Source organism: Amaricoccus macauensis, assembly GCF_049800915.1.
Classification (GTDB): domain Bacteria; phylum Pseudomonadota; class Alphaproteobacteria; order Rhodobacterales; family Rhodobacteraceae; genus Amaricoccus; species Amaricoccus macauensis_A.
The window spans coordinates 242,790-267,044 of the sequence record NZ_JBNAFY010000004.1; the positions used below are offsets into that span (position 1 = coordinate 242,790).

A 24,255-nucleotide genomic window follows, 5' to 3' on the forward strand; every position below is an offset into this window, starting at 1 on the left:
GAAGCTCATTCGGCATGACATCATGAAGCTTGCACAAGACACCGTGCTCTGCCCGACACGCCGGATGAGCAAACCATGATCCCCGTCCGTGGATATGATGGCCACAAGGTCGCGGTCCTGGGCCTTGGCCGCTCGGGATTTCCGGCCGTTCAGGCCTTGAAGGCCGGCGGTGCGGAAGTCGTTGCATGGGATGACGGAGAAGCGGCGCGCGAAACCGCCGAGGCCAACGGGATTGCCATCGCGGACCTTTCCCGGCCCGGGGCGCTCGAAGGTGTCAAGGCACTGATCGTCAGCCCCGGCATCCCGCATCTCTACCCGGCCCCGCATCCGGCGATAGCCGCCGCCTGGGACGCAGGCGTTGCGGTCGACAACGATGTCGGCCTGTTCTTCCGGTCCTTCGCAACCGAGGAATGGGACGAGTTCGACCGGGTGCCGCAGGTGGTCTGCATCACCGGCTCCAATGGCAAATCGACGACAACCGCACTGCTCACCCATATTCTGTCCGATGCAGGACGGCCGGTGCAGATGGGCGGAAATATCGGCCGCGGCGTCCTGGATCTCGAACCGGCGGATGACGGCATGATCGTGGTGCTGGAGCTCTCTTCGTACCAGACGGATCTCGCCCGCGCGTTGCAACCCGACATCGCGGTGTTTCTCAATCTCTCCCCCGACCATCTCGATCGCCACGGCGGGCGTGGTGGCTATTTCGCCGCCAAGAAACGCCTCTTCACCCAGGGCGGGCCCGGTCGGAGCATCATCGGCGTGGATGAGCACGAAGGCCGCTTTCTGGCCAATGTCATGCGCGAAATGGCAGATAGCGGCGAACCGGTGATCACCATTTCCTCCGGTCGCAAGCTTGCAGGGCCCGGCTGGTCCGTCTTCGCCCGCAAGGGGCACCTGGCCGAATGGCGCCACGGGCGGCAGCTCGCGTCCTTCGACCTGCGTCCCATCGCAACCTTGCCCGGCGCCCACAATCATCAGAATGCCTGCGCCGCCTATGCCGCCGCGCGCAGCCTCGGGCTCGGCCCTCGTCAGATCGAGAAGGCCATGGCCAGCTATCCCGGCCTGCCGCACCGGGCACAGCTCGTGGCGGAAGTCGGTGGCGTCCGCTTCGTCAACGACTCGAAGGCCACGAACGCGGATGCCGCAGGCCGGTCACTGTCGAGTTTCGAGCGCATCCACTGGATCGCCGGGGGCCGTGCCAAGGAAGGCGGCATCGCAAGCCTCGAACCGCTGTTCGAGAGGCTCCGCCACTCCTACCTGATTGGCGAGGCCGCGGAGAGCTTCGCCGCACAACTCGGCCCTTCCCCCTACTCGCTCTGCGGAACGCTGGATGCCGCGGTTGCACTGGCCTTCGAGCGGGCCGAACCGGGTGACACCATCCTTCTCGCACCTGCCTGTGCGAGCTTCGACCAGTTCTCCAGCTTCGAGGCCCGCGGAGATGCCTTCACTCGGATAGTGGAACGGCTGACCGCGCGGAAATAGCCGGCGGGCCTGTCACCTCCGCCGGGCACGCTCCTCGTAGAACGTGTAGAATCCGGCGGCGACAACGATCCCCGCGCCCGTAATCATCCAGATGTCGGGAATGTCGCCGTAGATCAGCCACCCCAGGATCATCGCCCAGATCAGCAGCGCGTAGCGAAACGGCGAAACGAACCCCACGTCACCGGTCCGCATTCCGATGATCGAGAAGTGATACCCCACCATCAGGCAACCGGCCCCCACGAAGAGCGTCAGCACGTTAAGGCCGGTCACCGTTTCCCACCCCCCGAAGAGCGAGACGATCCCGGCGACGCATGTCGTGATGCTCGATGTGATGAAGGCCGCGAGGACCGTCGCCACATCCGGGGAAATCTGCCGCGTGGAGAGATCGCGCAGCGTGAACAGAAAGACAGCCGCCATGGCGAGAAAGCCGTAGCTGTTGAACCCTTCAGCCCCGGGCCGCACGATCACCAGAACACCGAGGAAGCCTACCGCGATGGCCGCATACCGCTTCCAACCGACAGGTTCGTGCAGGAGAAATGCAGCACCGAGCGTGATGGCCAGCGGCATGCTCTGAAGGATCGCGGTCGCATTGGCGATCGGCAGTTGCGTCAGCGCCGTCAGGAAACAGAACGCGCCCAGCGTTTCGCCTGTTGTCCGGCCCAGAAGCGCGCGCCGGTCACGTCGGCTGTGCACCGATTTCAGAACCCCTGTCGCATAGGCGATCAACCCGAATGCGGCCGAGACGATAACGCCGCGCAGGAAGATCGCCTGAAATAGCGGAATGTCCTGCGAGACCAGCTTGATGAGCGCGTCGTTCGAGGAGAACCCCGCCATGGCGAGCACCATGAAGGCCGCACCCCGGGCATTGGGCGACGCATCTGCAAGCGAGGTGCGCGTCATCGTTTCGAAACGGGAAACCCGTAGGGATCCTCGCCCCTGCGACGCGCCGTGCGGATCACGTCGAGGGCGGCAAGAATGCAGCAGACCTCGGAAACCAGCATGATGACAAGCAGTGGCCACGGCCCGGTTCCCGGCCCGAGCAGTGCGCCGGCAAGCGCCGACAGCGCCGCGCCACCGCCGATCATCATCGCCCCGCCGATCCCCGACGCACTGCCTGCCAGGTGAGGCCGCACCGAGACCGTTCCGGCATTGGCGCTCGGCAGCGTCAGGCCGTTGCCGAACCCGATCAGCACCATCGGCCCGAAGAAGGACAAGGGATGCAGGACGGGCATCGACATGAAGACGAAGATGAGCACCACCCCGATGGTGGCCGTCACTGCGCCCGCGACCATCATCCGGTTCATGCCGACCCGTTCGGTCACCCGCGCCGAGACGAAGTTCCCGCCCATGTAGCCCACCGCGATGAGCCCGAAATAGAGGCCAAGTTCGGAGGAGGACATGTCGAGCATGACCGTCGCCACGAAGGGCCCGCCCCCCAGAAACGCGAAGAACGCGCCGGACGCGAAGGCGGCACTCGCCGAATAGCCCCAGAACCGCCGCGAACGCGCAAGCTCTGGCAGCGCCCGGAACTGGGCGGCGAAGTCGGCGGATCGCGAGGTGTTCGTCTCTCCGAGATCGGCCCAGACCATTGCTAGTACCAGACAGCCGAAAGCGAGCGTGAGTCCGAAGACCGCCTGCCAGCCGAACCATTGATCGAGAACCCCGCCGATCATCGGCCCCACCATGGGCGCCACTGCCATGCCCATCGTGACGTAACCCAGCATACTCGCGGCGCGGTCCGGCGGCACCATGTCACGCAGGATTGCCCGGCTCAGCGCGATGCCGGAAGAAACGCTCGTCTGTATCAACCGGCAGAGGAGAAAGATTTCGAAACTTGGGGCGAGAATACATCCTACGGTTGCAAGCAGGAAAACCACGAAAGATGCAAGCAGCACCGGTCGCCGACCATAACGGTCCGAGAGCGGCCCGATGACCAGTTGCAGGACGGCCGTTGTGGCGAGGTAGCCGGAGACGGCAAGCTGAACGAGTGCGTAGTCCTCGCCGTAATACTCCGCGATCCGCGGCAGCGACGGAAGGATAATGTTCATGTTGAGCGCCGCGAGACCGGTCGCCAGGACCAGCGTCAGAAGAACAGGCGGCGTGAAACGGTCGAGCCAGACAGGCGCGTCCAGGGAAGGCGATTGTGTCGTCATGGGTCTCATGTCCCGAGGCCCGAAAATGAGGGCCACAGCCGGTCACTACATGGAAGCCGCCCGCATTGCCATACCGAGCAATCGGGCGTGCGCCCCATGCAAGGGGATCGATTGATCGCAATGGTTGTGAAATATTGATGTGACATATTGAGGCCCGCCGGTACGGAACGGAGCGCGGCAAGATCGGAAGTCATTTTATCCCATGCCTGAAAAGCATTATCTCGAGCGAGAACTCGAAGACCTGATTCGCACAAATTCGGAAGCTTGGTCCTTCGTTCAGAAGAGTTCCCTCGACGGGGTCTGGTATTGGGATCTCGTCGATACCAACCATGAATGGATGAGCCCGGAATTCTGGCAACTCCTGGGTATAGACCCTGACGAGAAGGAGCATCTTTCCAGCGAATGGCAGGATCTGATCCACCCCGAGGATCTCGAACTCTGCGTATCGAACTTCCTCAAGCATTGTGAGGATGAACGGCACCCCTACGATCAGATCGTGCGATACCGGCATGCAGAGGGGCATACCGTCTGGGTGAGGTGCCGGGGTATCGCAATCAGGGACGAAACCGGCAAACCGATCCGCCTGCTTGGTTCGCATCACGATCTCACCGCGCTCAAGACCGTCGAGGAAGACCTGCGACAAGCCAACGCGCGTCTGCGCATCGAGATCGAAGCGGCCGCCAACGGGATCATCGGTCTGACAAGCGGGCACGTGATCGCGAGCGCCAATCCGGCAGCACGCGCGCTCCTCGGGCTTGAGGAAAAACTGCCCCAGCCCTGGCCCGAACGTATCAAATTCAAGCGCAGCGAACGCTGCGAATCCCTGGAGCCCGCCGAAAATCCGATTGGCCGCGCCCTGAGCGGTGAACGCCTCAAGGGCGAAATCTGCATCATGTCCCCCGGTTCGGGCCGGTCGGATCTCTATGTCCGCATTTCGACCGTGCCAATCGACGAGCCTGGCTCCGAAGTTGCCAGTGTTGTCGTGATCGAGGACGTGACCGAGCAGGAACTTGGCCGCCAGCGCATCGAGCGCTCGAACCGGCTCGACGCCCTCGGACAACTGACAGGCGGTATCGCCCATGATTTCAACAACCTGCTGGCAACCATGCGTTATTCCATGGAACTCGCGCAGTCGGCCAGCACACCGGAACTTGCCCGCACCTACCTGAAATCCGCGCTCGACTCTGTCGAACGTGCCACCGTCATGACCCGCCGGTTGCTCGCCTTCGCACGTGAACAACCCGGTAAACCCAAGTCGCTGCGCGTCGGGGAGTTGCTTCAGGGACTGCTCGACCTCGCCCGCCCCGCCATCGAGGAATCGATCGAGATTCGTATCGATTGCCCGGAAAAGGATCTTTGGGTCCATGCCGACCGGGGGCAGTTGGAGGGTGCCCTGCTCAACCTTGTCGTCAACAGCCGGGATGCCATCATCTCCGGCGAACGCGGCGACACCATTATTCTTTCCGCCCGCGCATTGTACGCTGAAGGCGTTGATGACAAACGTCTCGTGGAAATTGCAGTGACGGACAATGGCCCCGGAATGAGCGAAGCCGTGCGCAGCCGCGCGACGGACCCCTTCTTCACGACGAAATCTCCCGCCACCGGGACCGGTCTCGGCCTTGCCATGGTCTACGGCTTTGTCCAGCAGGCGAAAGGAGAGTTCAACGTATCCTCCGAACCGGGGGTCGGCTCACGTATGAGTCTGAACCTTCCGCAGGGCATGCCGGAGAAAATCGAAACCGTCGAACCCGACGATCCCGAAAACGGCCAGGGCGAGCGCATCTTCCTGGTGGAGGACGAAGCCGAGCTCCGAACCGTGATGGAAGTGATGATTGAAATGCTCGGCTATGACGTGGTGAGTGCAGACTCCGGCAAGAAGGCCCTCGAAATGGTCGAATCCGGCCTGAATTTCGACCTTCTGCTTACGGATGTGGTCATGCCGGGCGGGGTCGGCGGCTTCGAGCTCGCCCGGCGGCTGCGCTCGCGGCGCCCCACCCTGCCCGTGATCTACATGTCCGGCTACACCGGATTCGCCGACGACCAGATGGGAGATGCCGCCGGCCCGCTGCTTCACAAGCCGAGCCCGCCCGAGGAACTGGCCGCCCATATCCGGGCCATGCTCCACCCCACGGGCGCACCTCCGATGCAATAGATCGCGGTCGGGAGCGACCGGGCAAGCCCGGCGCCGGCTTGGCGGGGCTAAACGCCTATCGCCCCGGCCCCATCCCACTTAGCGATCCGGCAGTTCCGCCTCCGCGTCGCGAAGACCAAGCACATCGAGCATGTTGTAATGACCGGGCGGCTGGCTCTGGCCCCACATTGCCGCGCGCACCGCACCGCGGGCGAACAGCATGCGGTCCGTGGCGATATGTCCGAGTACCAAACGTTCGCCCGCCCCGGCGAAAATGACCTCGTGTTCACCCACAACGTCGCCCCCACGAAGCGAGGCGAATCCGATCGCGTTTTCCCCCCGCGGCCCGGTGATTCCGTCGCGCCCGCGCTCGGCATGATCGACGAGGTTGATGCGTCGCCCCGCAGCGGCCGCCTCCCCGAGCATCAGCGCGGTGCCGGAGGGCGCATCGACCTTCTTGTTGTGATGCATCTCCACGATCTCGATATCGAACGATGGCCCGAGCACCTCCGCGACCTTGCGTGTGATCACCGAAAGCAGGTTCACGCCCAGGCTCATGTTGCCCGCACGCACGATCACCGCATGGCGGGCTGCCGCCGCGAGCTTCTCAAGGTCGTCGCGCTCCAGCCCCGTGGTCCCGATGATATGGGCGAGCCGTGCCTGTGCGGCCAGTTCGGCATTGGCGATCGTCACCTCCGGCGTGGTGAAATCCAGCACCGCCTGCGACTGCGCGAACACCTCAAGCGCATCGCCCGACACCCTCACGCCCAGGGGCGCACCGCCCATCGCCTCGCCGAGATCCCGCCCGACCCAGTCGTGGCCGGGCCGCACCGTGACGCCACTCAACCGGGCGCCGGGTTCCTCCAGAACGGCTCGGACCAGCATCTGACCCATCCGGCCTGCAGCACCTGCCACGGCTATCCCCACCTGCCCGCTCATTGCAATGACTCCTCACTACCTCTTGACATCTCAGCGGCGCGATAAGATTTCAGGCCGATGGCAAAGACAAGACATCAATCCGCCGCGCGATCCGGCGGCGCCCCGACCCAACGGCAATTGCGCGTGGCCGAACTGATCCGGCGCGCGCTGTCGGATGTGCTCGCCCGCGGCGAGGTGCACGACCCGGAACTCTTGGGCGTCTCCATCACCGTGTCGGAGGTTCGCTGCTCACCCGACCTGCGCCACGCCACCGCTTTCGTCCTGCCCCTCGGCGGCACGAACACCGAAGGGGTGGTCGCGGCTCTCAACCGGTGCAAGGCCGAGATCCGGCATCTGGTCACCGGCCAGATCGAGCTAAAATACTCGCCCCAGTTCACGTTCCAGCCCGATCGCACGTTCGATCAGATGGATCGCACCCGCGAACTGCTCGATTCGCCCCCGGTTCGGCGCGACCTGGAATGACCACCGCTCCGCGGTCCGGCGCCTCGGCATGAGCAGCGACACGCCCACCAATGCGCTGGATCACCGCCTTCTTGCCAGTTTCGCCAAGGATGCCGAAGCTAGGGACCCCATCGACTGGTCCGGCCTCGACATCGACCGCGACGCTGCCTACGAGCTGATGGCCTCCCAGATTGCCGAGATGTTCCGCGATTACGAACTGCGCGGGATCGGCCGCGACCCGCAGCTTGCCATAGCCCTGAGCACAATCGTCAAACTCAGCGTCGAGAACTTCGTGCTGAATCAGCGCCTGCTCTCGAACGGCCTCCTGCCGCGCACGCCCCCCGAGACACCAGACGCGCCCTCCGACTAGCGAGAGGACGAGACCCCGGTCACATCCCCCCGACCGGGTGAAGCTCGAGACCGGCGACCCAGAAACTGATGGTGAAGAACGACAGACACACCATCACGAGCATCGCAAGCGCCGCGCTGTCTTCCTCCCCGTATCGCTGCGCAATGATCGGATAGACACCCGCCGTCGGCACCGCGGCATTCAGCACCGCCGCCTGCATCATGCCCACGCTGCCGGGCGCGAATCCCCCGAGCCCGTAAAACTTGATCGCGAGCCACACCATGCAGGGAAAGATCGCCAGCTTGCCGATGACCACGAGCAGCACGCGCGCATCGATCTTCTTCAGCGGCAATCCCACAAGCGTGCCACCGATCACCATCAGCGAAATGGCCGCACTTGAGGAGGCGATGATCGCGATTGGTTCGAAGATGATCCGCGGCAGTTCGATCCCGAGCATCGCGATGACGAGACCCAGGATCAGCGCGATCACGATGGGATTGCGCAACAGCAGCCGCCGAAACACGTCGCGAAGCACCGCACGGCGGCTCGTACCCCGCCCCGTCGCCATCTCGGCCAGAACGAGCACGATCGGAATCATCACGAGGTTCTCGACGACCATGCTGAGCGCCAGCACGCCGGGCGCCAAGGACGGCAGGGTCATGAGCATGAGCGGATACCCCACGAACCCGCTGTTCGAGCAGGACGTCCCCATTCCCTGGAAGGTCGAGGCGGCGGGCGTCATGCCAAGGAGCCGGCGGCTCACGAAATAGCCGATGGCGAACGCCGCGAGCGACCCGGTCAGATAGGCCGCCAGATAGCCAAGATCTATGACCTCGCTGAGCTCGGCCGTCACCAGCGTCCGGAAGATGAGGGCGGGCAGTGCGAAATTCACCACGAACCGCCCGAACACCCTCAGGTCGTCCTTGCTGAAAACCCCCTTGAGGACGGACACGTATCCAAGTGCGATCAACAGGAAGAGCACACCGGTCGTCGAGAAAACACCAAGCAAGGACCAGATACTCCAGAAGCAAAACCACCGCTTTCTTGTGCACAGCCCCCGCCTGCAAACACAAGGGTGGGGCCGCGCATTCGGATTCGGCTTCAATCCGGCCCGGAATTGATCTAACCGGAAGCTGGTTCAAGAGAGGACGCCCATGACCCGGATTGCGGAAACCTTCGCTCGCCTGAAGTCCCAAGATCGCAAGGCCTTCGTGGCCTTCGTAATGGCCGGTGACCCCGGCCCGGAGGTTTCGCTCGAACTGATCTGCGGATTGCCCGATGCCGGCGTGGACGTCATCGAGATGGGCATGCCCTTCACCGACCCCATGGCGGACGGCCCCGCGATCCAGCTCGCGGGACAGCGCGCGCTCGAAGCGGGCCAGACGATGGACCGCACGCTCGATATGGTGCGCAGCTTCCGCGAGAAGAACACGACCACGCCCATCGTCCTCATGGGGTACTACAACCCGATCTATTCCCGCGGTGTTTCCACCTTCCTGCAGGAAGCCCAGTCCGCCGGCGTCGACGGGCTGATCGTCGTGGATCTGCCCCCCGAGGAGGACGAGGAGCTCTGCCTGCCCGCGCTCGAGGTCGGTGTCGATTTCATCCGCCTCGCAACCCCCACCTCGGACGCCAAACGCCTGCCTGCCGTCCTCACCAACACCTCGGGCTTCGTCTATTACGTCTCGATCACCGGGATCACCGGATCGGCAGAGGCTAACGCGGAGGCCATCGCCCCCGAGATCACCCGCATCAAGTCCTCCACCGACCTGCCCGTCTGCGTCGGCTTCGGCATCAAGTCGCCGGAAACCGCGACCGCGATCGCGAAGATCGCCGATGGCGCCGTGGTGGGCTCGGCCATCGTGGAGCGCATCGGGCGCGGCGAGAAGGTCGATGACGTGCTGGCCTTCGTCAAGACCCTGGCGGATGCCGTCCATGAGGCCTGAGAGGCAAACTCACCTGCACGGCCCCGGCGCATCGACCGGGTAGCATGGCCACCATCGAGGGAGTGATCGGCAATGAAGCTTGACCGTCTGGATCTCACCTGGGTTCAGCTTCTGCTTTTCGTCCTCGCTGCGGCCGCCATACTCTACGCGGTCTATCAGCGCGCCCTCGACCTCCTGCCCCCCGATTCCGTGACGTTCGCAGCCGGCAGCGAAGGCAGCGCCTACTACGATCTCGCCCAGCGCTATCGCAGCATTCTCGCCGAGAGCGATATCACGGTGGAAATCATCGAGACGGCAGGTTCGCTCGAGAATGCCGAGCGGGTCGGCGGCCCGGAGGCCGATGCGGATGTCGCCCTCCTCCAGGGCGGTGTGCCGGTTCCCGAAGGACGCCCGGTGGAGGCCCTTGCCGCAGTCTTTCTCGAACCGCTCTGGATCATGAACGAAGGGGCCCTGTCCGAGGAGGCCGACCCGACCAGATGGCAGGGGCTGCGCATCGCAGGCGGCGGCGAAGGCAGCGGCACCCGCTTCGTGATCGACGCACTTTCCAACGTCATCGGCTCAGAGATGCCGGATAACACCTTTCTGCCCCTGGGCGGATCCGCGGCAACCGAAGCCCTCCTCGCGGGAGAGATCGACGCCGCGATCTATGTCGCCCCGGTCTCCGCCCCCTATCTCCAACCGCTTTTCGTGGATGATGATGTTACGGCCGTCGCGATCAGGGATGGTGCCGCAATCGCGCGCCAGCTTTCCTTCGTTCGCCAAGTCACAATTCCCCGCTCGGGCTTCGACTACGCCTCGGAACGCCCTCCGGAAGACATCGCCATGATCGCGATGATCGGTGCGCTCGTGGCCTCCGCCGATCTCCACCCGGCGCTGGTTGATCGGTTGATCGATGCCGCGCGCCAGATCCATTCGGGCCGCGATCTCATCACCGACGAGAACGAGTTTCCCTCGACCACCGGCCTTTCCATGCCCGTCAACGCCCAGGCGGAAGACCTGATGGAGAAACCGCCCAGTCCGCTCTATCGCTATCTGCCCTTCTGGGCGGTGGCGCAGATCAACAGCGTGGCCCTGCTCCTCGTTCCGCTTCTGGTGATCATCGTCCCGCTCATGCGCATTCTTCCCGGCCTCTATGAATGGCAGATGCGCGCACGGGTTTATCGGCGATACCCCGAACTGCGCGAGATCGAGCACGAAGCCGCGCAGGCCGAAAGCCCCGAGCAGATCCGCGATCTCGAAGAGCGCCTCGCGCTCGTCGAACAGGAGGTTGCCCGCCTCGCCTTGCCGATGAAGTATCGCGAATACGCCTACACCATGCGCATCCATATTGATCTGGTGCGCCGGGAACTGGCCCGCCGCAAGGAAGCGAGCCGGACGGCGTGACGCGGGAAACGGCAGAGGGAAGCCCGCTCCCCCGGATCGTCTGGACGTTCAGGTCCAACTGGGACAATGCCCCTGCGCTCGCCCAACAAGGTCTGAAATCCTGGCACATGCATTCGGGATGGGATCTCCGCGCACTTGACCGGCGCAGCGTTGCGGACGCGCTTGACCCGGAAACAGTTGCCTGGGCGCTGGCTCCCGCGCATTCGCCCGCGCTGCAAAGCGGTCTGCTGCGCCTGGCGCTCCTGCGCCAGTATGGCGGCGTCTGGGCCAACCCGAACGTTTTTTGCGCCCGCCCGCTCGATGACTGGTTGCCGAATGCCCTTACGGAAGGCTTTTTTGCCTTCCGGCGCCCAGACCCGGCACGCCCCATTGCAACCTGGTTCCTTGCCTCGGTGCCGGGCGGAACGATGATATCGCGCCTCGCCGAGAACGCACGTTCCATGCCCACCATGCAAAAGGCGCCCCAGAACCTGGTCTGGATGCAGGAACTCTTTGCCGACATGCTGCGCCGCGATCCCGAGCTCGCTGCCGCGTGGGATGGCGGGCCGCGTTTGAAAGCGAAACACCGTTTCCAGTTCGCCCCGAATGCCTCACGGCCAGATGAACCGCCAGTTCTCCAGGATCTTCGGGTTCTGTCGGAAGCATCGATTCCCGTCATGGACCTGTCCGCGCTAGTCCGTCATTCGCCGCCAAGTGGCTCGTTGCAGGACGTGCTCATCCGGCGTCTGGGTGGCGCCACGCCAAGCCGCAAGCGCATCGTTCTCCATGTCGGCCTCCCGAAAACCGCGACCACCACGATCCAGAACTGGGCGGAGACGGCGCGCGCGGCCCTGGCGGAACGTGGGATCGTCTATCCTCCCACCAAGCCTGGTCGCGACCACCCCAAGCACCAGGAGCTGGTGAATTTCCTGATGGGCAAGACACCGCACCGGCAGGAGCGAAAACCGTCCGAATCGAGCCGGTCCGATCCCGGCAATGCTTCAGCTGGACCGGGGTCCGCGCTGGATCTCGTTCTCTATGACCACGGCGCGCCGATCACCTTGATCTCCGCGGAAGGGTTGACGTTTCACCTGCTCGACTTCCAGCCCGAACGCCTGGAGGCGCTGCGCGCACGGTTGAAGCATCATGACGTGACCCTGTTCGTCAATTCCCGCGATCCAGATGGGTGGCTACGCTCGATCCACCAGCAATTCATCGTCAATCCTCCCGTGCCGGAGCAGCACTACGGCACGGACATGACCGTGGAGCAGATGCGCGAACTGCCCCGGGTCCAACTGATGCTGGACCACGGTGCCCTCGAGCGCCGCCTCCGAGAAGCCTACGGGACGGACAGGATCGTCTGGGCGGACCTCGCCGGTGATTGGGCAGAACGGCTTTGCGCGCTGCTGGATGCGCCCGATCTGGCGCAGGATATTCGCGCCACTCCGAGCGCCAACCGCGGGCTCTCGCCGCAGGCCACGGAGCTGATGCGGCGCGTCAACAGCCTTCACCTGGATCGGGAAAGCCGCGTGGCCGTCATCTCCGCTCTCAGGCAGTTGGAACGAGAACCCGAAACCGGGCGCACGGGCCTGCCCCCGAAGATTGCAGCCGAACTCGCGTGCCTGCCCGAAGATACCCCCTTGCTGCACGCCCTGCTCGCCCCCGATCACATGTGAAAGCCCACTGGTCCGGATCCATCGATCGCTGCGTTCAAATTTGAGAGCGAAGCCGCGGAGCGCCATCCAGAAGGCTGGCGACGCGCCGGGCCGAAACCAGAACCCGACCGTTCTTTATCGGCTCTCGCTGGTGCAACGTTCCAGTGCGAGATGCGAAATTTGCACTACGAAATGCATATTAAAAGCATATCAAATATGCATCCGGATTCCCGCTCAGCCCGGGGGTCTTGCGCCGTCATCTGGCGGCTCGCGGGTCACCAGTGCCATACCCTTGATCTGCGTGTAGATCTTCTGCCCCGGCTCAAGCCCGAGCGTGTCCCACGACCTCCGGCTGATCCGGGCCAGCACCCTTGCCCCCGATCCGTCCTCGCCCAGCGCCACCACGACCACAACGAGGTAAGAATCCTGCGATTCCATGGTGATAATACGCGAGGCAAGGACATTCAGGATCGTGCTTGCAAGTGGAGGATCGCGCGTCAGGCTCACGTCGGAGGCGGCGATACGGACCCTGTGCGAGGTTCCGTCCGGTCCCAGATTGCCCGGAACGATAAGTGTTCCACCAGGCACGTCGACCCGGCTCAGGCAGTAATCTGGATCATGCCCCACGACCCGCGCGCGCAATGTGACACCCGCATCGGGCAGCCGCGCAATCGGCAACCGCGGATCGGCCTGCAGCTTGTCCAGCGCCCCCGACGCCACCGCCCTTCCATCCCGCATCAGGATCAGATGGTCCGCGAGACGCTCCACCTCGGCAATGTCATGACTCACGTAAAGCACTGGAACCGAAAGAGAATCCCGGAGTGTCTCGATATAGGGCAGGATGTCTTCCTTGCTGAACCGATCAAGAGCAGCCAGCGGCTCGTCCATGAGAAGAAGCCGTGGCTGAGAGAGCAGTGCCCGACCGATCGCCACCCGCTGCCGCTCACCACCAGAAAGTTTCGCGACCGAACGGTCCAGCAGCCGCCCGAGACCAAGCAATTCCACGACTTCGTCCAGACGGATCGCCTCGGTTGCCCCGGCGCGCAAGGCTCGCTTCTGACCGAACGCGAGGTTCCCCTTCACCCGGAGATGAGTGAAGAGGCTGGCCTCCTGAAAGACATAGCCAACATCCCTACAATGGGGCGGCAGATACTTCGCCCCATCCTGCCAGACTTCGCCCCGAATGGTGACCCTTGCCTGCGGAAGCCGCTCCAGCCCGGCAATACAGCGCAAGACCGTGGTCTTGCCACACCCTGAAGGCCCGAAAAGAGCCGTTACTCCGCGGCCTGGCGCGTCGAAGTCCGTACTGATTTCGAAACCGCCGATCCGACCGCGAAGCGTGGCGCTTATGCCCTGAGGTTCCAGGCTCACTTCGCCCGCTCCCGTGCCCGCCGGTCCAGAAGCATCATGGCCAGAATCACCACGAAGGAAAACGCGACCATGCCGCCTGCAAGCATGTGCGCCGCAGGCCAGTTCAGCGTCTCTACGTGATCGTAGATCGCAATCGAGAGCACTTGTGTCTCACCCGGAATATTGCCGCCTATCATCAGGACGACGCCGAATTCCCCGACCGTGTGCGCAAATCCAAGTATTCCGCCTGTCAGGAATCCGGGCCGCGCCAATGGCAGAGCGACGGTCAGAAACCGATCGAGAGGCGAGGCCCGCAAGGTCGCTGCCGCTTCCATCGGACGATCACCAATAGCCTCGAAAGCATTGCGGATCGGCTGCACCACAAATGGCATGGAATAGATCACCGAGCCGATAACCAACCCCTCGAAAGTGAAAGCCAACGAGCGAGCGCCCCAGAGCCCTGCCAAGGCACCTCCCGGCCCACTGGGCCCGAGTGCGATCAGCAGATAGAATCCCAGAACCGTGGGCGGCAACACAAGCGGCATGGCCACCAGGGCCGCCACGGCCTCCTTCCACCAGGCGCCGGAGCGCGCAAGCCACCAAGCCAGAGGCGTGCCGACCACCAGCAGGATCAATGTGGTTAACGCTGCAAGTTGTAGCGTCAGGATGACCGGCGGCCAGATCATTTCACCGCCGCGCCCGTGCCGTTCCCATAGCCGAAACGCTCGATGATCGCGGCCGCCTCTGCCCCTTGCAGAAAGGTCAGGAATTTCCTGGCCGCTTCGGTTTCGTCGCCTTCTAACAGAAGGACTGCATCCTGCCGAATGGGGTCGTAGAGCGCCGGATCGATCACCCAGCCCGAACTGGCCTGTCGGCCCGCGAGTTGCGACGCGGCGACGAATCCCAGTTCCGCATTGCCCGTCTCGACGAACTGGAAAGTCTGGGCGATGTTGTTGCCTCGCACGAGTTTGGGTTCGAGTTCTTCTACGAGACCCAATGCATCAAGAACCTGCATTGCAGCCGTCCCGTAAGGCGCAGTCACCGGATTGGCGATGGCAAGCCGATGAAAATCACCCGCCTCCAGCGCCGCGGCATCGCTCGCCCGACTTCCGTCCGCACTCCACAAAACCAGCGCGCCCAGCGCATAGGTGAAGTTGGTCCCCTTGACGGCATAGCCTTCCGCGATTGCCCGTCGGGGCCTTTCCTGATCCGCGGCCAAGAACACATCGAATGGTGCGCCCTGACTGATCTGGGCGTAAAGTTGCCCTGTCGAACCGAAACTCAGGATCGTCTCGTGTCCGGTCAACTCCTCGAAGGCCGAGGCTATTTCTCGGGCAGGCTCGGTGAAATTCGCAGCCACGGCGACATGCACTTCGCCGGCGCCGGCCCGGCCACCCCAGATCGCCAGCAACGCGGCAAGAACCAAACCTGAGAAACGCACGAAATCCTCCGCCTCCCGCCCGGAACAGGGCGTCCGCCAACCTTCCCCAACTCCCATGAGAAGTAAATGGCGGCCCACACTCGGAAATGTCGGGTGCATGCCAGTTCTGCATGTTCTTCGTCTCGGGCCTTTCATTTCGGCCATGCGCCGTCCTAAGCTTGGACGGGCCGGACAGACCTGGCCGCTTGCAACAAAATAGGGGGACACGCGATCATGCCCAATCTCAGACACGCGCTTTCAATGGCCGGAACGATTGCCGCAGCGGCATTTCTTCTCTCCGCCTGCTCCAGCGAACCGGAGGTCGAAACCGTGCCGCTCACGACGGCCGAAGCCGCCTGCCTTGAGGCCGTAAGCGCAACCACGGGCGGCGCACCGGCTTCGGTCATCAGTTCTGTGCCGACGAAGACCGGAACAAACGTGAATGTGGCGGTCGAAGGCGCCGAGGCTCCATGGGCCTGCGAGGTCGGGACCGATGGCGCCACCGTGCTCAATGTCGAGTACACCGGATCGGAAGGGTACCTCTGATCTGAGGAGCCGCCCCAGGAAGGGCCCGGGCCACCCGAGTCCGGGCCTAGATCGCAAATCAGGAGGTCTGATCAAGCCAGTCTTCCAGAAAGGCTGACATTTCGGGATCTCCGGCCGCACGCGCCACATGCGGAGTCAGTGGCGCACCCGCAGCCAGCAGAAGCCGCGCGCAGCCCACATGGTCAAACTCCGGCCTTTTCGGCGCATTCTCGGAACCATGGATACAGGTCTCGAGGGCGTCGCCGCCAAAGGCATTTCGATGGTGCAGATCAGCTCCAAGCCCGATCAACCATTCCGCGTGCCGTACCAACCCGGTCCAGACCGCAATATGAAGTGGGGTTAGATCCATCTCTTCAGTGGTTTCCGGGTCGATGCCGGCGGCAACCAGTGCCTTTGCGTGCGCAAGCCGCCCCGGAAAGGTAATGACGCGCGTCAGTATCGAGCGGTCTTCCGGACGCATCGTGGCAGCCGTCAGCTTTCCCGTTACCCGCCCTTCCGCACAATCGGCCAGGACCTGCTCCACCGGGTCAAGGCCAGAGGCATGGCCGGCACCTTCAAGCGTCTGGGCAAAATCCGCGTTGCCATAGATTCGTGCCAGCGCATAGGCCGTATGACCCTGCCAGATCGTTCCAGGATCAGCGCCATGGTCGAGCAGAAGCGTTACGAAGCGCCCATTCCGCATACGGCGAGCGGCCTGGTGCAAGGCAGGAATGCGCGGGACTGGTTCGCCGCTCGGATGGTCGGGCACGACTTCGTTCGGGTCGGCCCCGTATTCGAGCAAGAGCCGGACCCCTTCCGGATCGTCAAAATCCAGCATGCGCGCCAGTGCATTCGTGCCCTGCACGCGAACGCCGTGCCGCATCAGAAGCTTAAGCCCATCGTGATGGCCCAATTCAGTCGAATGGTAGAGCGACTCCTCGTCATCGGGATCGGCACCATGCTCGAGCAGCCATTCGGCCAGCACCAGATTGTTTGCATGACCAAGCGCACCATAGAGCGCCGAAAGCCGGTGCGGGCTACCCGGTTCAGGCGAGTAGCTGTCGTTCACATCTGCACCATTGGCGATGAGCAACATGGCGATGGCCAGCATGTCAGAGCGCTTCTGCGGCGCCGCATGTATATGGCGCGAGAACGCTAGATGCAGGATGGGAGCCCGCGGCCCGAGTTGACGTGTAGCCGCCGCCGGATCGCGGCCAATTGCCCGCTCCACGGCTTGCCGGTCATAAAGCGCGACCTCAAGCCCCAGAAGCCCGGCCGCAAGGTCTGGCGTTTCCGCGAGAAGCCGCTCAACCGCCCAGTTCTGGCCATGGAAGAGCGCAACCTTCAACCGTTGCTGACGCGCAGCCCGGTCAAGCCCGTGGGTCTCGGCGGCGAACTTCAGCCGTGGCCAGCTCTCGAAGCCGTTTTCGCGCGCTACGACATGCAGGAAATCGGCATGCTTCAGAGGGTCATCGAAGGATCGCGGCGGATGAGCCGCCAAGCGGCCGAGAGCCGCACGATCACCCCTGGCGTGTGCCTTGCGCAACCGCTTTGCCTCGCGGCGCAGATCGTCGAGGGTAGGAAACATCGGTTTCTCCTGGCTCGCCCGTCGATCCGCTGATCCGGGCACAGAAAAAACCGCAAAAGATCGTCGGTCTGCAACAGGATGCTTGCGCTTTCCGCGGATCTGGCAGCCCTCCCGTGAGGCCCCATCAGGTTACCCCGCAACGACCGCCCGATCAAGGTTCACCCCTCGCGCCTCGCACGGACCATATCCGCCAGCGCGGTCAGATCGGCATCATGGAGGCCCAGCGCCGCCAGACCTTCGACCGTATTGAACAGGTAATCCGCATTCGGCCCCCGCGGACCCTCGGCCCGTGCGATCACTTCCGCCTGGCGTTCGAGATCGAGATCTCCACGATACTGCGTGTGGTTGCGGTTCATGATGTAGGTCACCGACCGGACCGACCGGCCATCCTCCAGCCGGATGGAAAGCCAGGCTTCCAGATAGGCATAGGAAACGAGTTCGCGCTCCCGCAGATACTCGAGCGTCGCTTCCGCATTCGTCTCGGGCACCCGGTAGGCCACACCTTCGCAGAAATTCGCTGCATCCTCATCGAGAGCAAGAACCAGTCCGGGTTGCTCTGGCGTGCCGCGATAGTGGACCGATGTCATGCAGAAGGACCGAACGAACCCGTCGAGCGTTGCCAGGCATTTCTCGGCGTAGTCGAAACCCGGATGCCAGATAAGTGAACCGTATCCGAAGACCCACAGATCGCCCTTGTGTTCAGCCATCTTACTCACGTCCCGCTATGCGCCTTTCCGAAACGCCTCAAGGCAGAACGCCGCTGATGAGGGAATTCGGTCGACACGCTCCCGTCTTTTGAGCGAAACCCCAAACATGGGCTATACGAGTCCGAGTGTTTTGAGCCCAAAGGCGGATGCCTTGTTGTTCCGAAATGGGGTAGGCCATGAAGAAACTGTTGGCAATCGTGATCCTCGCAAGTCTTGCTTATAGCGGCTACTGGTTCTTTATGGCGCAAATGCGCGAGAACCTGCTTGAGGAGTGGCTGGCTGAACGCCGCACCGAAGGGTGGGTCGCAGATGTGGGCGCGCTAGACGTATCGGGTTTCCCCAACAGGATCGACACCTTCGTGAAGGATCTTGCCCTCGCCGATCCCGATCAGGGCTGGCGCTGGGACGCGGAGGAATTCCAAATCCTGTCGATGTCCTGGAAACCCCAGCATCTCATTGCAGTCTGGCCGGGAGAGCAGGTTATCGGTTCGCCCTACGAGACGATCCGGGTCGGAAGCCAGACCTTGCGAGGCTCGGTGATTTTCCGCCCCACACCCCGGCTGGAACTTGACAGATCGACCATCGAGATCGAAGCCCTCACACTCACCGGAGATCTCGGATGGCAAGCACAGATCGCAAGCGCACTACTGGCCACCCGACAGGCCCCGGACACCGATCCCAACGCTCATGAGATCAGCTTCGAGGCGAAGGGTGTGGTTCCTCCCAATGCCTGGACCGATGAGATCCCCGGCTCTCGTGCATTGCCTCGCCAGATGGAGCGCCTCAACCTCGACGCCGTGATTACATTTGACCGCCCGCTTGACCGGATCGCCGTCGAGACAGAGAACCCCGCAATCCTCGCTATTGGGCTCGAAGACGCAAGTGCTGTGTGGGGTGACCTGGGTCTCAGGGCGAAGGGGGAAGTCATCCAGGATTCCGAGGGCTTTGCCGAAGGCGAAATTTCACTGCGAGCACGAAACTGGCGCAAGATGCTCGATCTGGCCGAAGAAGGGGAGGCTATTACCCCGGACCTCGCCGCAGCCATGCGCAGCGGCCTCGATTTCATCGCACTCCTGTCTGGTGATCGCGAGTCGATCGAGGTGCCGCTCACTTTCCGCAACGGCAGCACATATCTCGGCCCGATCCCCATTGGGGCAGCACCCCGGCTCTCCCGCAGCCAAGCGCTCCCTTAGCGGCAGTAAAGCGCCTGACGTGGGCTGGTATCGTAGTGCAGAACATCCGACGCCCCAACGCCATCCCAAGGTCCGAGTGTTCCGCCAAACGGTCCGCAGGCACGCTGGTGAAGCGATTGCAACAGGGCACCCCGTTCCGTGTCCTGCCAATCCTGCGCCACGATGAGAGCGTCCTCACCTGCAAGTCGGAACCCGGAAATGTCGATGGACTCTCCCTGGTCATGACCAGGTGCGTCGGCGGCCACGCACACGAGATCATCCGAAACCTCGATAGCCTCCAGCCTCAGTTCCCTTCGACGCAGTTCAGGCTTTACTCCCTCCGAAATCCAGTCGTTCAGTGCGCGAGCCGTCTCACAGGTCATTCGCGCTGGTGGAGAAAGCGCAACACCGGCGACGGAACTGACTTGCACTGGATCCGCCATGCCGCAGCCGGCCCCCTCCTCGACGACTGGAATAACCGTACCCTGTATGGAACGGTTTCCGCAGATGCGCCCCACCGGCGCGCCACCTTCCTCGGATGAGCTGCCCGCAAGAGACAGGCTCCCGACTCCAGACCCTTGGGACCCCGACGTGCCTTCCCCGGATCCGGGTATACCGCATCCCGACGGTGCCACCAGAAGAAGGCAAAACCCCAGCAGAAACAAACACCTCAAGCGCGTCTCCCGTCAGTTCCTGGTGACGATACGCCCGAAGTCCGGTTGGGCGGTATCCTGTCCCGCCTCGATGATACCACGTCTGATTGCACGGGTATGCGTGAAATAATCGAAAAGCTGATCACCATCCCCAGTGCGAATTGCCCGTTGAAGCGCGAACAGTTCTTCGGTGAACCGCCCGAGGATCTCCAGCGTCGCCGTCTTGTTGTTCAGAAACACATCGCGCCACATTGTCGGGTCAGAGGCTGCAATACGGGTAAAGTCGCGGAAGCCCGCCGCGGAGTAGTTCACAACCTCCGTTTCCGTCACCCGGCTCAGGTCGTCTGCCACGCCAACCATCGTGTATGCGATCAGGTGCGGCACATGGCTCGTTACGGCCAGAACAAGATCGTGATGCTCGGCCTCCATCTTGTCGACCTTCGCGCCGAGCGCGAGGAGAAATTCTTCGAGGTTCGACAGTGCAGCTGGGTCCGTCTGCCTGTCAGGGGTCAACAGCCACCAACGGTTATCGAACAGCGAGGCAAAGCCGGATGCCGGCCCGGAATGCTCGGTGCCTGCAATGGGATGGCCGGGAATGAAATGCACATGCCCGGGCATGTAGGGAGCAACAGCGCCCACAACGGCTTTCTTGACGGAGCCCACGTCCGTGATCGTCGCACCGGGCTTCAGATGGGCTGCAATTTCCTTTGCCACGCCCTCCATTGCGCCTACCGGAACACAGAGGATGACAAGGTCCGCGCCCGCGACTGCCTCGGCTGCCGTGTCGAAAATGTCGCCCAGCCCGAGGCGTCGTGCTTCTTCACGACTCTTCTGAGTCCTCGCATGCCCGGAGACACGGATCGGCAGACCCGCGCGCCGGATCGCGTGGCTGACCGAGGAGGCAATCAACCCAAGTCCGATCAACGCTACCTGCTTGTAGGCCATCAGACGCGCGCCTTCATGAAGTGCCCCACGGCGTCGATCACCCGAGCGCAGGCCTCAGAGTCGCCCACCGTGATGCGCAGCGCAGCCGGAAGCTTGTATCCAGCCACCCGGCGGACGATGATCCCCGCGTCGCGCAGATGGGCGTCGCAGGCCTCTGCCGTTTCGGCGCTCTTAAACCGCGCGAGCACGAAGTTCGCGGACGACGGGTCGGAGGGCACTCCCATGCCCGCGAGATCTGCCTGCAACCGGGCGCGGTTGAGGCTGTTCTGTTCGCGGCAGTATTCCGTATACCCCACGTCCTCGACGGCCGCGCGCGCCGCCGCGATGGCGGCATTCGACAGGTTGAACGGGCCGCGGACCCGATTGAGCACCTCGATGATCCGCGCCGGTCCATAGCCGAACCCTACCCTCAGACCGCCGAGACCATAGATCTTGGAAAATGTCCGCGTCATCAGGATGTTCTCGCGCTCCTCGACAAGCCCGCACGATCCGTTGAAGCCGGGTACGAACTCTGCATAAGCCCCATCGAGCACAAGAAGCGCCTGCGGCGGCAAACCGTCTGCCAGCCGTTCGACCTCCGCATCGGGTATCATCGTGCCGGTCGGATTGTTCGGATTGGCTATGAACACGATGCGGGTACGTTCGGTGCAGGCCGCAAGAATGGCATCAACATCCGTGCGCCGCTCGCGCTCGGGCACCTCAACAGGCGTCGCACCTGCTGCAAGCGCCGAAATGCGATACATGCCGAACCCATGCTCTGTATGGATGACCTCGTCACCCGGACCCGCGTAGCACTGGCACACGAACGCGATGATCTCGTCGGAACCCGCCCCGCAGATGATACGCGCGGGATCCAGCGCATGCACACGCCCTATCGCCTCCCGCAGTCCGAGATGCGAGGAATCGGGGTAGAGATGAAGCGCACCAGCCTCAGCGAGGTAAGCCTCACGCGCTGCCGGGCTGGGCCCAAACGGATTTTCGTTGGAACTGAGCTTGAGAACATCCGCGCGGCCCGCGATCCGCGATTCGCCCCCGACATAGAGTGCGATATCCATGATCCCGGGTTGCGGACGAAGCTTCGACTGGTCCTGCGTCATTTTCGTCACCCCGTTTCGGTCCGGAAGTCTCTAGAGGCTTCGGATGCCAAGCGCCAGTGCGTTTGCAGTTCGGATGGTTCAGTAAAAGGTTGTCAGTCTGGGGTAGTATTCGCCACTCAGACGTGACGAACCCTGCGCGAGAATAAAGAGTTTGGGACGTTCATGACGTTCATGACGTTCATGACGTTCATGACGTTCATGACGTTCATGACGTTCATGACGTTCATGACGTTCATGACGTTCATTCGACATCTGCTCAGATGTGTTTGCAAGCCCTCGCGCAGCCCCACCAAACATAAGACAACTCAAGCTTGCGGACCCAACATACGTCAAACGCAGTTCCTCCTGGTGGTCCTGCTATGAAGTGCCGTGGCCACCCCGGGCCTCACGGGAGACTGGAGCCTGCCCTGGATTGACCTGGTATCTAAAGCCACCCATGCAAACCCCTCACCTGTTTTGCGCAGTCGCGTCGGTATCTGGTTTTCCGCCACCAATCGAAGTGCCGCGAACGCAGCATTCACGGCACGGTGTCAGATGGAGTTCTGAAGTTCATCAGCTACATCTTTCGCGGAGCCGTCTCCTTGCGGCACCGATGACAAGGGCACCTCGAACCAGAAACGCGATCCCGCGCCGGGTTCGCTCTCGACCCCGATCCGGCCTTTCATCCTGGAAACAATCTCCTTGCAGATCGCAAGTCCAAGCCCAGTGCCACCATACCTGCGCGTGACGGCGCTGCCGCCCTGTTCGAAGGGCCGAAAGATTTTATGTGTCATGTTGGCAGGGATGCCCGGCCCGGTGTCGCACACCTCCACCCTGATCAGATTCCGCTCAATCTCGCTTATTCTGACCTTGACCGTGCCTTCGTCCGTGAACTTGATCGCATTTCCGACAAGGTTCGTGAGGACTTGCCGCACTCCCTGCCGATATCCCAGCCTGCGCCTTTCAACGCCCGGCTCGACGTTTCCGCGAATGTCGAGCCCCGCCGCCTCCGGCGCAAACCGTGCCTCATTTACCACCTCTGTCATGAGGTCCTCGATGTCGAAGATCGTATCGGCATCCTTCGGAATCCCCTCTCCGAGCCGGGAAAAATCCAGAATGCGGTTGATGATGCTCAGCAGGTGCAGGCCCGACCCATGGATCATGTTCACGTTCTGGCGTGTTTCCGGGTCGAGGCGATTGCTGGCCAAAACCACCGAGGCCATGCCGATGACACCGTTCAGCGGCGTCCTCAATTCATGGGAGATCGTCGCGATGAATTTGCTCTTTGCTTCATCCGCCGCCACCGCGTGTTCGGTCATCGCAAGCAGCCGTGCTGTCCGCTCTTCCACGCGTTTTTCAAGTTCGCTTTTGTGCGCCTTGTTCTCAACCAGCGCCGCCAACCTGTCGAGATTCACCGAATGAACGAATTGGCAGGCCATGGTCAGTACATTCAGAAACAGGATCGTCACGATGAAATCCGAACCGACGACGGGTTCGGAGTGGGCAACGAGAAGAAAAAGCGCGGCATGCATGACGAGGAATGTGACCGCAGCACCGTCCAGGCTGCGGGGTAGCATGGCGATCCACAATGCAAGCGGTATGGACAGCAGGATGGCCAGATGGCTCGGGCTGATCGTCGTGGGCGGAAGATGCAGCAGGAATTCAAGGGCACAGAGCAAAGCGATACCAAGAACCGAGATGCCCAACGTCGGGCGCAGATTGTCCCGAACTTTTGGGAACTCGCGATAGTTTAGCAGGACCGCCGAAACGGTTAGAACACCAAGCAATTCACTGAGAAACACGAACCCTGCCAACGGCAGCGAATGAAAGTCTGTCGCAATCAGGCCGATTGCCTGGGCAGCGACACTCCCAGCCGCGACCAACAACGCAAAAAACCATGCGCCGCATACGAATACCTGCCATTCTCCCGTCTTGGTGCCTGGGCGGCGACGACGCGCGGCTTTCCTCATGACATTCGCGCCGCCATATGCCGCTAGCCCGTGCAGGGCCGTGTTTGTCATCGTCGCCCCAAGAGAAAGACCCCCAAGTATATCGCCAAGAGCGTAGCCCAGAATGATCGCAGGAACCGCTGCCCCGCGCATCAGCAGCACCGCGCACAGCGCTACGCCGGAGGCTGGCGCAACGCCAATTAATACGCCGTGACCGAAGGCAAGTTCGCGGGAAACGGCAAGCATGAGCGAGATGGAGATCGCTACAAGCGCGAGGCGGCCGAATGTATTTCTTTCAAGCATCGCTTCCCACCCCTTCCCATGAATGGGTCGGTTGACCTCAGGCAAGCGATACAGCAAGCAACGAAAAACCTAATGCCACCCAAAATGCAGGTTACCACAGTCCATC

General features: G+C 62.6%; 23 protein-coding genes. 9 read left to right on the plus strand and 14 right to left on the minus strand.

Translation table 11 applies throughout. The features are described 5' to 3' along the window. Positions 1 to 75 precede the first annotated feature (75 nt). Positions 76 to 1,485 (plus strand): UDP-N-acetylmuramoyl-L-alanine--D-glutamate ligase, encoded by a 1,410-nt coding sequence (gene murD, locus ACP15W_RS11750; RefSeq protein ID WP_424933085.1) that lies wholly within the window; start codon positions 76 to 78, stop codon positions 1,483 to 1,485. 12 nt (positions 1,486 to 1,497) lie between these two features. On the opposite strand, the gene ACP15W_RS11755 is transcribed toward murD, so the two are convergent. After that, positions 1,498 to 2,385 carry a DMT family transporter gene (locus ACP15W_RS11755; RefSeq protein ID WP_424933086.1) on the minus strand — a complete coding sequence of 296 codons (888 nt, stop codon included), beginning with the start codon at positions 2,383 to 2,385 and terminating at the stop codon, positions 1,498 to 1,500. Beyond that, entirely contained in the window at positions 2,382 to 3,638 is a 1,257-nt protein-coding gene (locus ACP15W_RS11760) for a multidrug effflux MFS transporter (protein WP_424933088.1), read from the minus strand. The genes ACP15W_RS11755 and ACP15W_RS11760 overlap by 4 nt, the downstream gene beginning before the upstream one ends. Before the next feature lie 202 nt (positions 3,639 to 3,840). Between ACP15W_RS11760 and ACP15W_RS11765 the strand changes: the two genes are divergently transcribed. Continuing rightward, complete coding sequence (locus ACP15W_RS11765) at positions 3,841 to 5,790, plus strand: PAS domain-containing protein (RefSeq protein WP_424933089.1); 1,950 nt, start codon at positions 3,841 to 3,843, stop codon at positions 5,788 to 5,790. A gap of 78 nt (positions 5,791 to 5,868) precedes the next feature. Here ACP15W_RS11765 and dapB read toward each other — a convergent pair whose 3' ends face one another. After that, on the minus strand, positions 5,869 to 6,708 hold the full coding sequence (dapB, locus tag ACP15W_RS11770) for a 4-hydroxy-tetrahydrodipicolinate reductase (RefSeq protein WP_424933090.1): 840 nt from the start codon (positions 6,706 to 6,708) through the stop codon (positions 5,869 to 5,871). 57 nt (positions 6,709 to 6,765) lie between these two features. Here dapB and rbfA point away from each other — a divergent pair, with 57 nt between their 5' ends. Further along, the gene (rbfA, locus tag ACP15W_RS11775) at positions 6,766 to 7,170 is read left to right on the plus strand and encodes a 30S ribosome-binding factor RbfA (RefSeq protein WP_424933092.1); all 405 of its coding nucleotides are present in this window, start codon (positions 6,766 to 6,768) and stop codon (positions 7,168 to 7,170) included. Between the two features lie 28 nt (positions 7,171 to 7,198). Beyond that, positions 7,199 to 7,519 (plus strand): hypothetical protein, encoded by a 321-nt coding sequence (locus ACP15W_RS11780; protein ID WP_424933093.1) that lies wholly within the window; start codon positions 7,199 to 7,201, stop codon positions 7,517 to 7,519. 19 nt (positions 7,520 to 7,538) lie between these two features. Here ACP15W_RS11780 and ACP15W_RS11785 read toward each other — a convergent pair whose 3' ends face one another. After that, the gene (locus ACP15W_RS11785) at positions 7,539 to 8,507 is read right to left on the minus strand and encodes an AEC family transporter (RefSeq protein ID WP_424933094.1); all 969 of its coding nucleotides are present in this window, start codon (positions 8,505 to 8,507) and stop codon (positions 7,539 to 7,541) included. 145 nt (positions 8,508 to 8,652) lie between these two features. On the opposite strand from ACP15W_RS11785, the gene trpA reads away from it, so the two are divergent. The 3 genes from trpA (at position 8,653) to ACP15W_RS11800 (ending at position 12,482) form a co-directional block, all read left to right on the plus strand. Next, entirely contained in the window at positions 8,653 to 9,444 is a 792-nt protein-coding gene (trpA, locus tag ACP15W_RS11790; RefSeq protein WP_424933095.1) for a tryptophan synthase subunit alpha, read from the plus strand. Between the two features lie 72 nt (positions 9,445 to 9,516). After that, entirely contained in the window at positions 9,517 to 10,827 is a 1,311-nt protein-coding gene (locus tag ACP15W_RS11795) for a TAXI family TRAP transporter solute-binding subunit (protein ID WP_424933096.1), read from the plus strand. After that, complete coding sequence (locus tag ACP15W_RS11800) at positions 10,824 to 12,482, plus strand: capsular polysaccharide synthesis protein (protein WP_424933097.1); 1,659 nt, start codon at positions 10,824 to 10,826, stop codon at positions 12,480 to 12,482. The genes ACP15W_RS11795 and ACP15W_RS11800 overlap by 4 nt, the downstream gene beginning before the upstream one ends. A gap of 213 nt (positions 12,483 to 12,695) precedes the next feature. On the opposite strand, the gene modC is transcribed toward ACP15W_RS11800, so the two are convergent. From modC to modA, 3 genes are read right to left on the minus strand one after another with little or no spacing between them, the layout of a single operon-like run. Then, positions 12,696 to 13,832, minus strand: coding sequence for a molybdenum ABC transporter ATP-binding protein (modC, locus tag ACP15W_RS11805; protein WP_424933098.1), 1,137 nt, complete (start codon positions 13,830 to 13,832; stop codon positions 12,696 to 12,698). Next, a complete protein-coding gene (gene modB / locus ACP15W_RS11810) occupies positions 13,829 to 14,497 on the minus strand; it encodes a molybdate ABC transporter permease subunit (RefSeq protein WP_424933099.1) in 669 nt (222 codons plus the stop codon). Before modB ends, modC begins: the two co-directional genes overlap by 4 nt. Continuing rightward, entirely contained in the window at positions 14,494 to 15,252 is a 759-nt protein-coding gene (modA, locus tag ACP15W_RS11815; RefSeq protein WP_424933101.1) for a molybdate ABC transporter substrate-binding protein, read from the minus strand. Before modA ends, modB begins: the two co-directional genes overlap by 4 nt. 213 nt (positions 15,253 to 15,465) lie before the next feature. On the opposite strand from modA, the gene ACP15W_RS11820 reads away from it, so the two are divergent. Next, positions 15,466 to 15,777, plus strand: a complete 312-nt coding sequence (locus ACP15W_RS11820; protein WP_424933102.1) for a hypothetical protein — start codon at positions 15,466 to 15,468, stop codon at positions 15,775 to 15,777. A 58-nt stretch (positions 15,778 to 15,835) separates the two neighbouring features. On the opposite strand, the gene ACP15W_RS11825 is transcribed toward ACP15W_RS11820, so the two are convergent. Next, positions 15,836 to 17,344, minus strand: coding sequence for an ankyrin repeat domain-containing protein (locus tag ACP15W_RS11825; RefSeq protein ID WP_424933103.1), 1,509 nt, complete (start codon positions 17,342 to 17,344; stop codon positions 15,836 to 15,838). 158 nt (positions 17,345 to 17,502) lie between these two features. Then, a complete protein-coding gene (locus tag ACP15W_RS11830) occupies positions 17,503 to 18,051 on the minus strand; it encodes a gamma-glutamylcyclotransferase (protein WP_424933104.1) in 549 nt (182 codons plus the stop codon). A 176-nt stretch (positions 18,052 to 18,227) separates the two neighbouring features. Between ACP15W_RS11830 and ACP15W_RS11835 the strand changes: the two genes are divergently transcribed. After that, positions 18,228 to 19,244 (plus strand): DUF2125 domain-containing protein, encoded by a 1,017-nt coding sequence (locus tag ACP15W_RS11835; protein WP_424933105.1) that lies wholly within the window; start codon positions 18,228 to 18,230, stop codon positions 19,242 to 19,244. Here ACP15W_RS11835 and ACP15W_RS11840 read toward each other — a convergent pair. The 5 genes from ACP15W_RS11840 to ACP15W_RS11860 form a co-directional block, all read right to left on the minus strand. Next, positions 19,241 to 19,858 (minus strand): extensin family protein, encoded by a 618-nt coding sequence (locus ACP15W_RS11840; protein WP_424933402.1) that lies wholly within the window; start codon positions 19,856 to 19,858, stop codon positions 19,241 to 19,243. The genes ACP15W_RS11835 and ACP15W_RS11840 overlap by 4 nt on opposite strands. A gap of 51 nt (positions 19,859 to 19,909) precedes the next feature. Then, positions 19,910 to 20,824 carry a prephenate/arogenate dehydrogenase family protein gene (locus ACP15W_RS11845; protein ID WP_424933403.1) on the minus strand — a complete coding sequence of 305 codons (915 nt, stop codon included), beginning with the start codon at positions 20,822 to 20,824 and terminating at the stop codon, positions 19,910 to 19,912. Next, complete coding sequence (gene hisC / locus ACP15W_RS11850; protein WP_424933106.1) at positions 20,821 to 21,918, minus strand: histidinol-phosphate transaminase; 1,098 nt, start codon at positions 21,916 to 21,918, stop codon at positions 20,821 to 20,823. The genes ACP15W_RS11845 and hisC overlap by 4 nt, the downstream gene beginning before the upstream one ends. 116 nt (positions 21,919 to 22,034) lie before the next feature. After that, positions 22,035 to 22,163, minus strand: coding sequence for a hypothetical protein (locus tag ACP15W_RS11855; protein WP_424933107.1), 129 nt, complete (start codon positions 22,161 to 22,163; stop codon positions 22,035 to 22,037). A gap of 285 nt (positions 22,164 to 22,448) precedes the next feature. Next, positions 22,449 to 24,149: an ATP-binding protein gene (locus tag ACP15W_RS11860; RefSeq protein WP_424933108.1), complete on the minus strand. Its 1,701-nt coding sequence runs from the start codon at positions 24,147 to 24,149 to the stop codon at positions 22,449 to 22,451. Between the last annotated feature and the right edge of the window lie 106 nt (positions 24,150 to 24,255).

What these genes read in the sequence shown, in the direction of transcription:
- murD (WP_424933085.1), top strand. Translation starts at nt 76, where the DNA reads ATGATCCCCGTCCGTGGATATGATGGCCACAAGGTCGCGGTCCTGGGC.
- ACP15W_RS11755 (WP_424933086.1), bottom strand. Translation starts at nt 2,385, where the DNA reads ATGACGCGCACCTCGCTTGCAGATGCGTCGCCCAATGCCCGGGGTGCG.
- ACP15W_RS11760 (WP_424933088.1), bottom strand. Translation starts at nt 3,638, where the DNA reads ATGACGACACAATCGCCTTCCCTGGACGCGCCTGTCTGGCTCGACCGT.
- ACP15W_RS11765 (WP_424933089.1), top strand. Translation starts at nt 3,841, where the DNA reads ATGCCTGAAAAGCATTATCTCGAGCGAGAACTCGAAGACCTGATTCGC.
- dapB (WP_424933090.1), bottom strand. Translation starts at nt 6,708, where the DNA reads ATGAGCGGGCAGGTGGGGATAGCCGTGGCAGGTGCTGCAGGCCGGATG.
- rbfA (WP_424933092.1), top strand. Translation starts at nt 6,766, where the DNA reads ATGGCAAAGACAAGACATCAATCCGCCGCGCGATCCGGCGGCGCCCCG.
- ACP15W_RS11780 (WP_424933093.1), top strand. Translation starts at nt 7,199, where the DNA reads ATGAGCAGCGACACGCCCACCAATGCGCTGGATCACCGCCTTCTTGCC.
- trpA (WP_424933095.1), top strand. Translation starts at nt 8,653, where the DNA reads ATGACCCGGATTGCGGAAACCTTCGCTCGCCTGAAGTCCCAAGATCGC.
- ACP15W_RS11795 (WP_424933096.1), top strand. Translation starts at nt 9,517, where the DNA reads ATGAAGCTTGACCGTCTGGATCTCACCTGGGTTCAGCTTCTGCTTTTC.
- modB (WP_424933099.1), bottom strand. Translation starts at nt 14,497, where the DNA reads ATGATCTGGCCGCCGGTCATCCTGACGCTACAACTTGCAGCGTTAACC.
- ACP15W_RS11820 (WP_424933102.1), top strand. Translation starts at nt 15,466, where the DNA reads ATGCCCAATCTCAGACACGCGCTTTCAATGGCCGGAACGATTGCCGCA.
- ACP15W_RS11825 (WP_424933103.1), bottom strand. Translation starts at nt 17,344, where the DNA reads ATGTTTCCTACCCTCGACGATCTGCGCCGCGAGGCAAAGCGGTTGCGC.
- ACP15W_RS11830 (WP_424933104.1), bottom strand. Translation starts at nt 18,051, where the DNA reads ATGGCTGAACACAAGGGCGATCTGTGGGTCTTCGGATACGGTTCACTT.
- ACP15W_RS11835 (WP_424933105.1), top strand. Translation starts at nt 18,228, where the DNA reads ATGAAGAAACTGTTGGCAATCGTGATCCTCGCAAGTCTTGCTTATAGC.
- hisC (WP_424933106.1), bottom strand. Translation starts at nt 21,918, where the DNA reads ATGACGCAGGACCAGTCGAAGCTTCGTCCGCAACCCGGGATCATGGAT.
- ACP15W_RS11855 (WP_424933107.1), bottom strand. Translation starts at nt 22,163, where the DNA reads ATGAACGTCATGAACGTCATGAACGTCATGAACGTCATGAACGTCATG.
- ACP15W_RS11860 (WP_424933108.1), bottom strand. Translation starts at nt 24,149, where the DNA reads ATGCTTGAAAGAAATACATTCGGCCGCCTCGCGCTTGTAGCGATCTCC.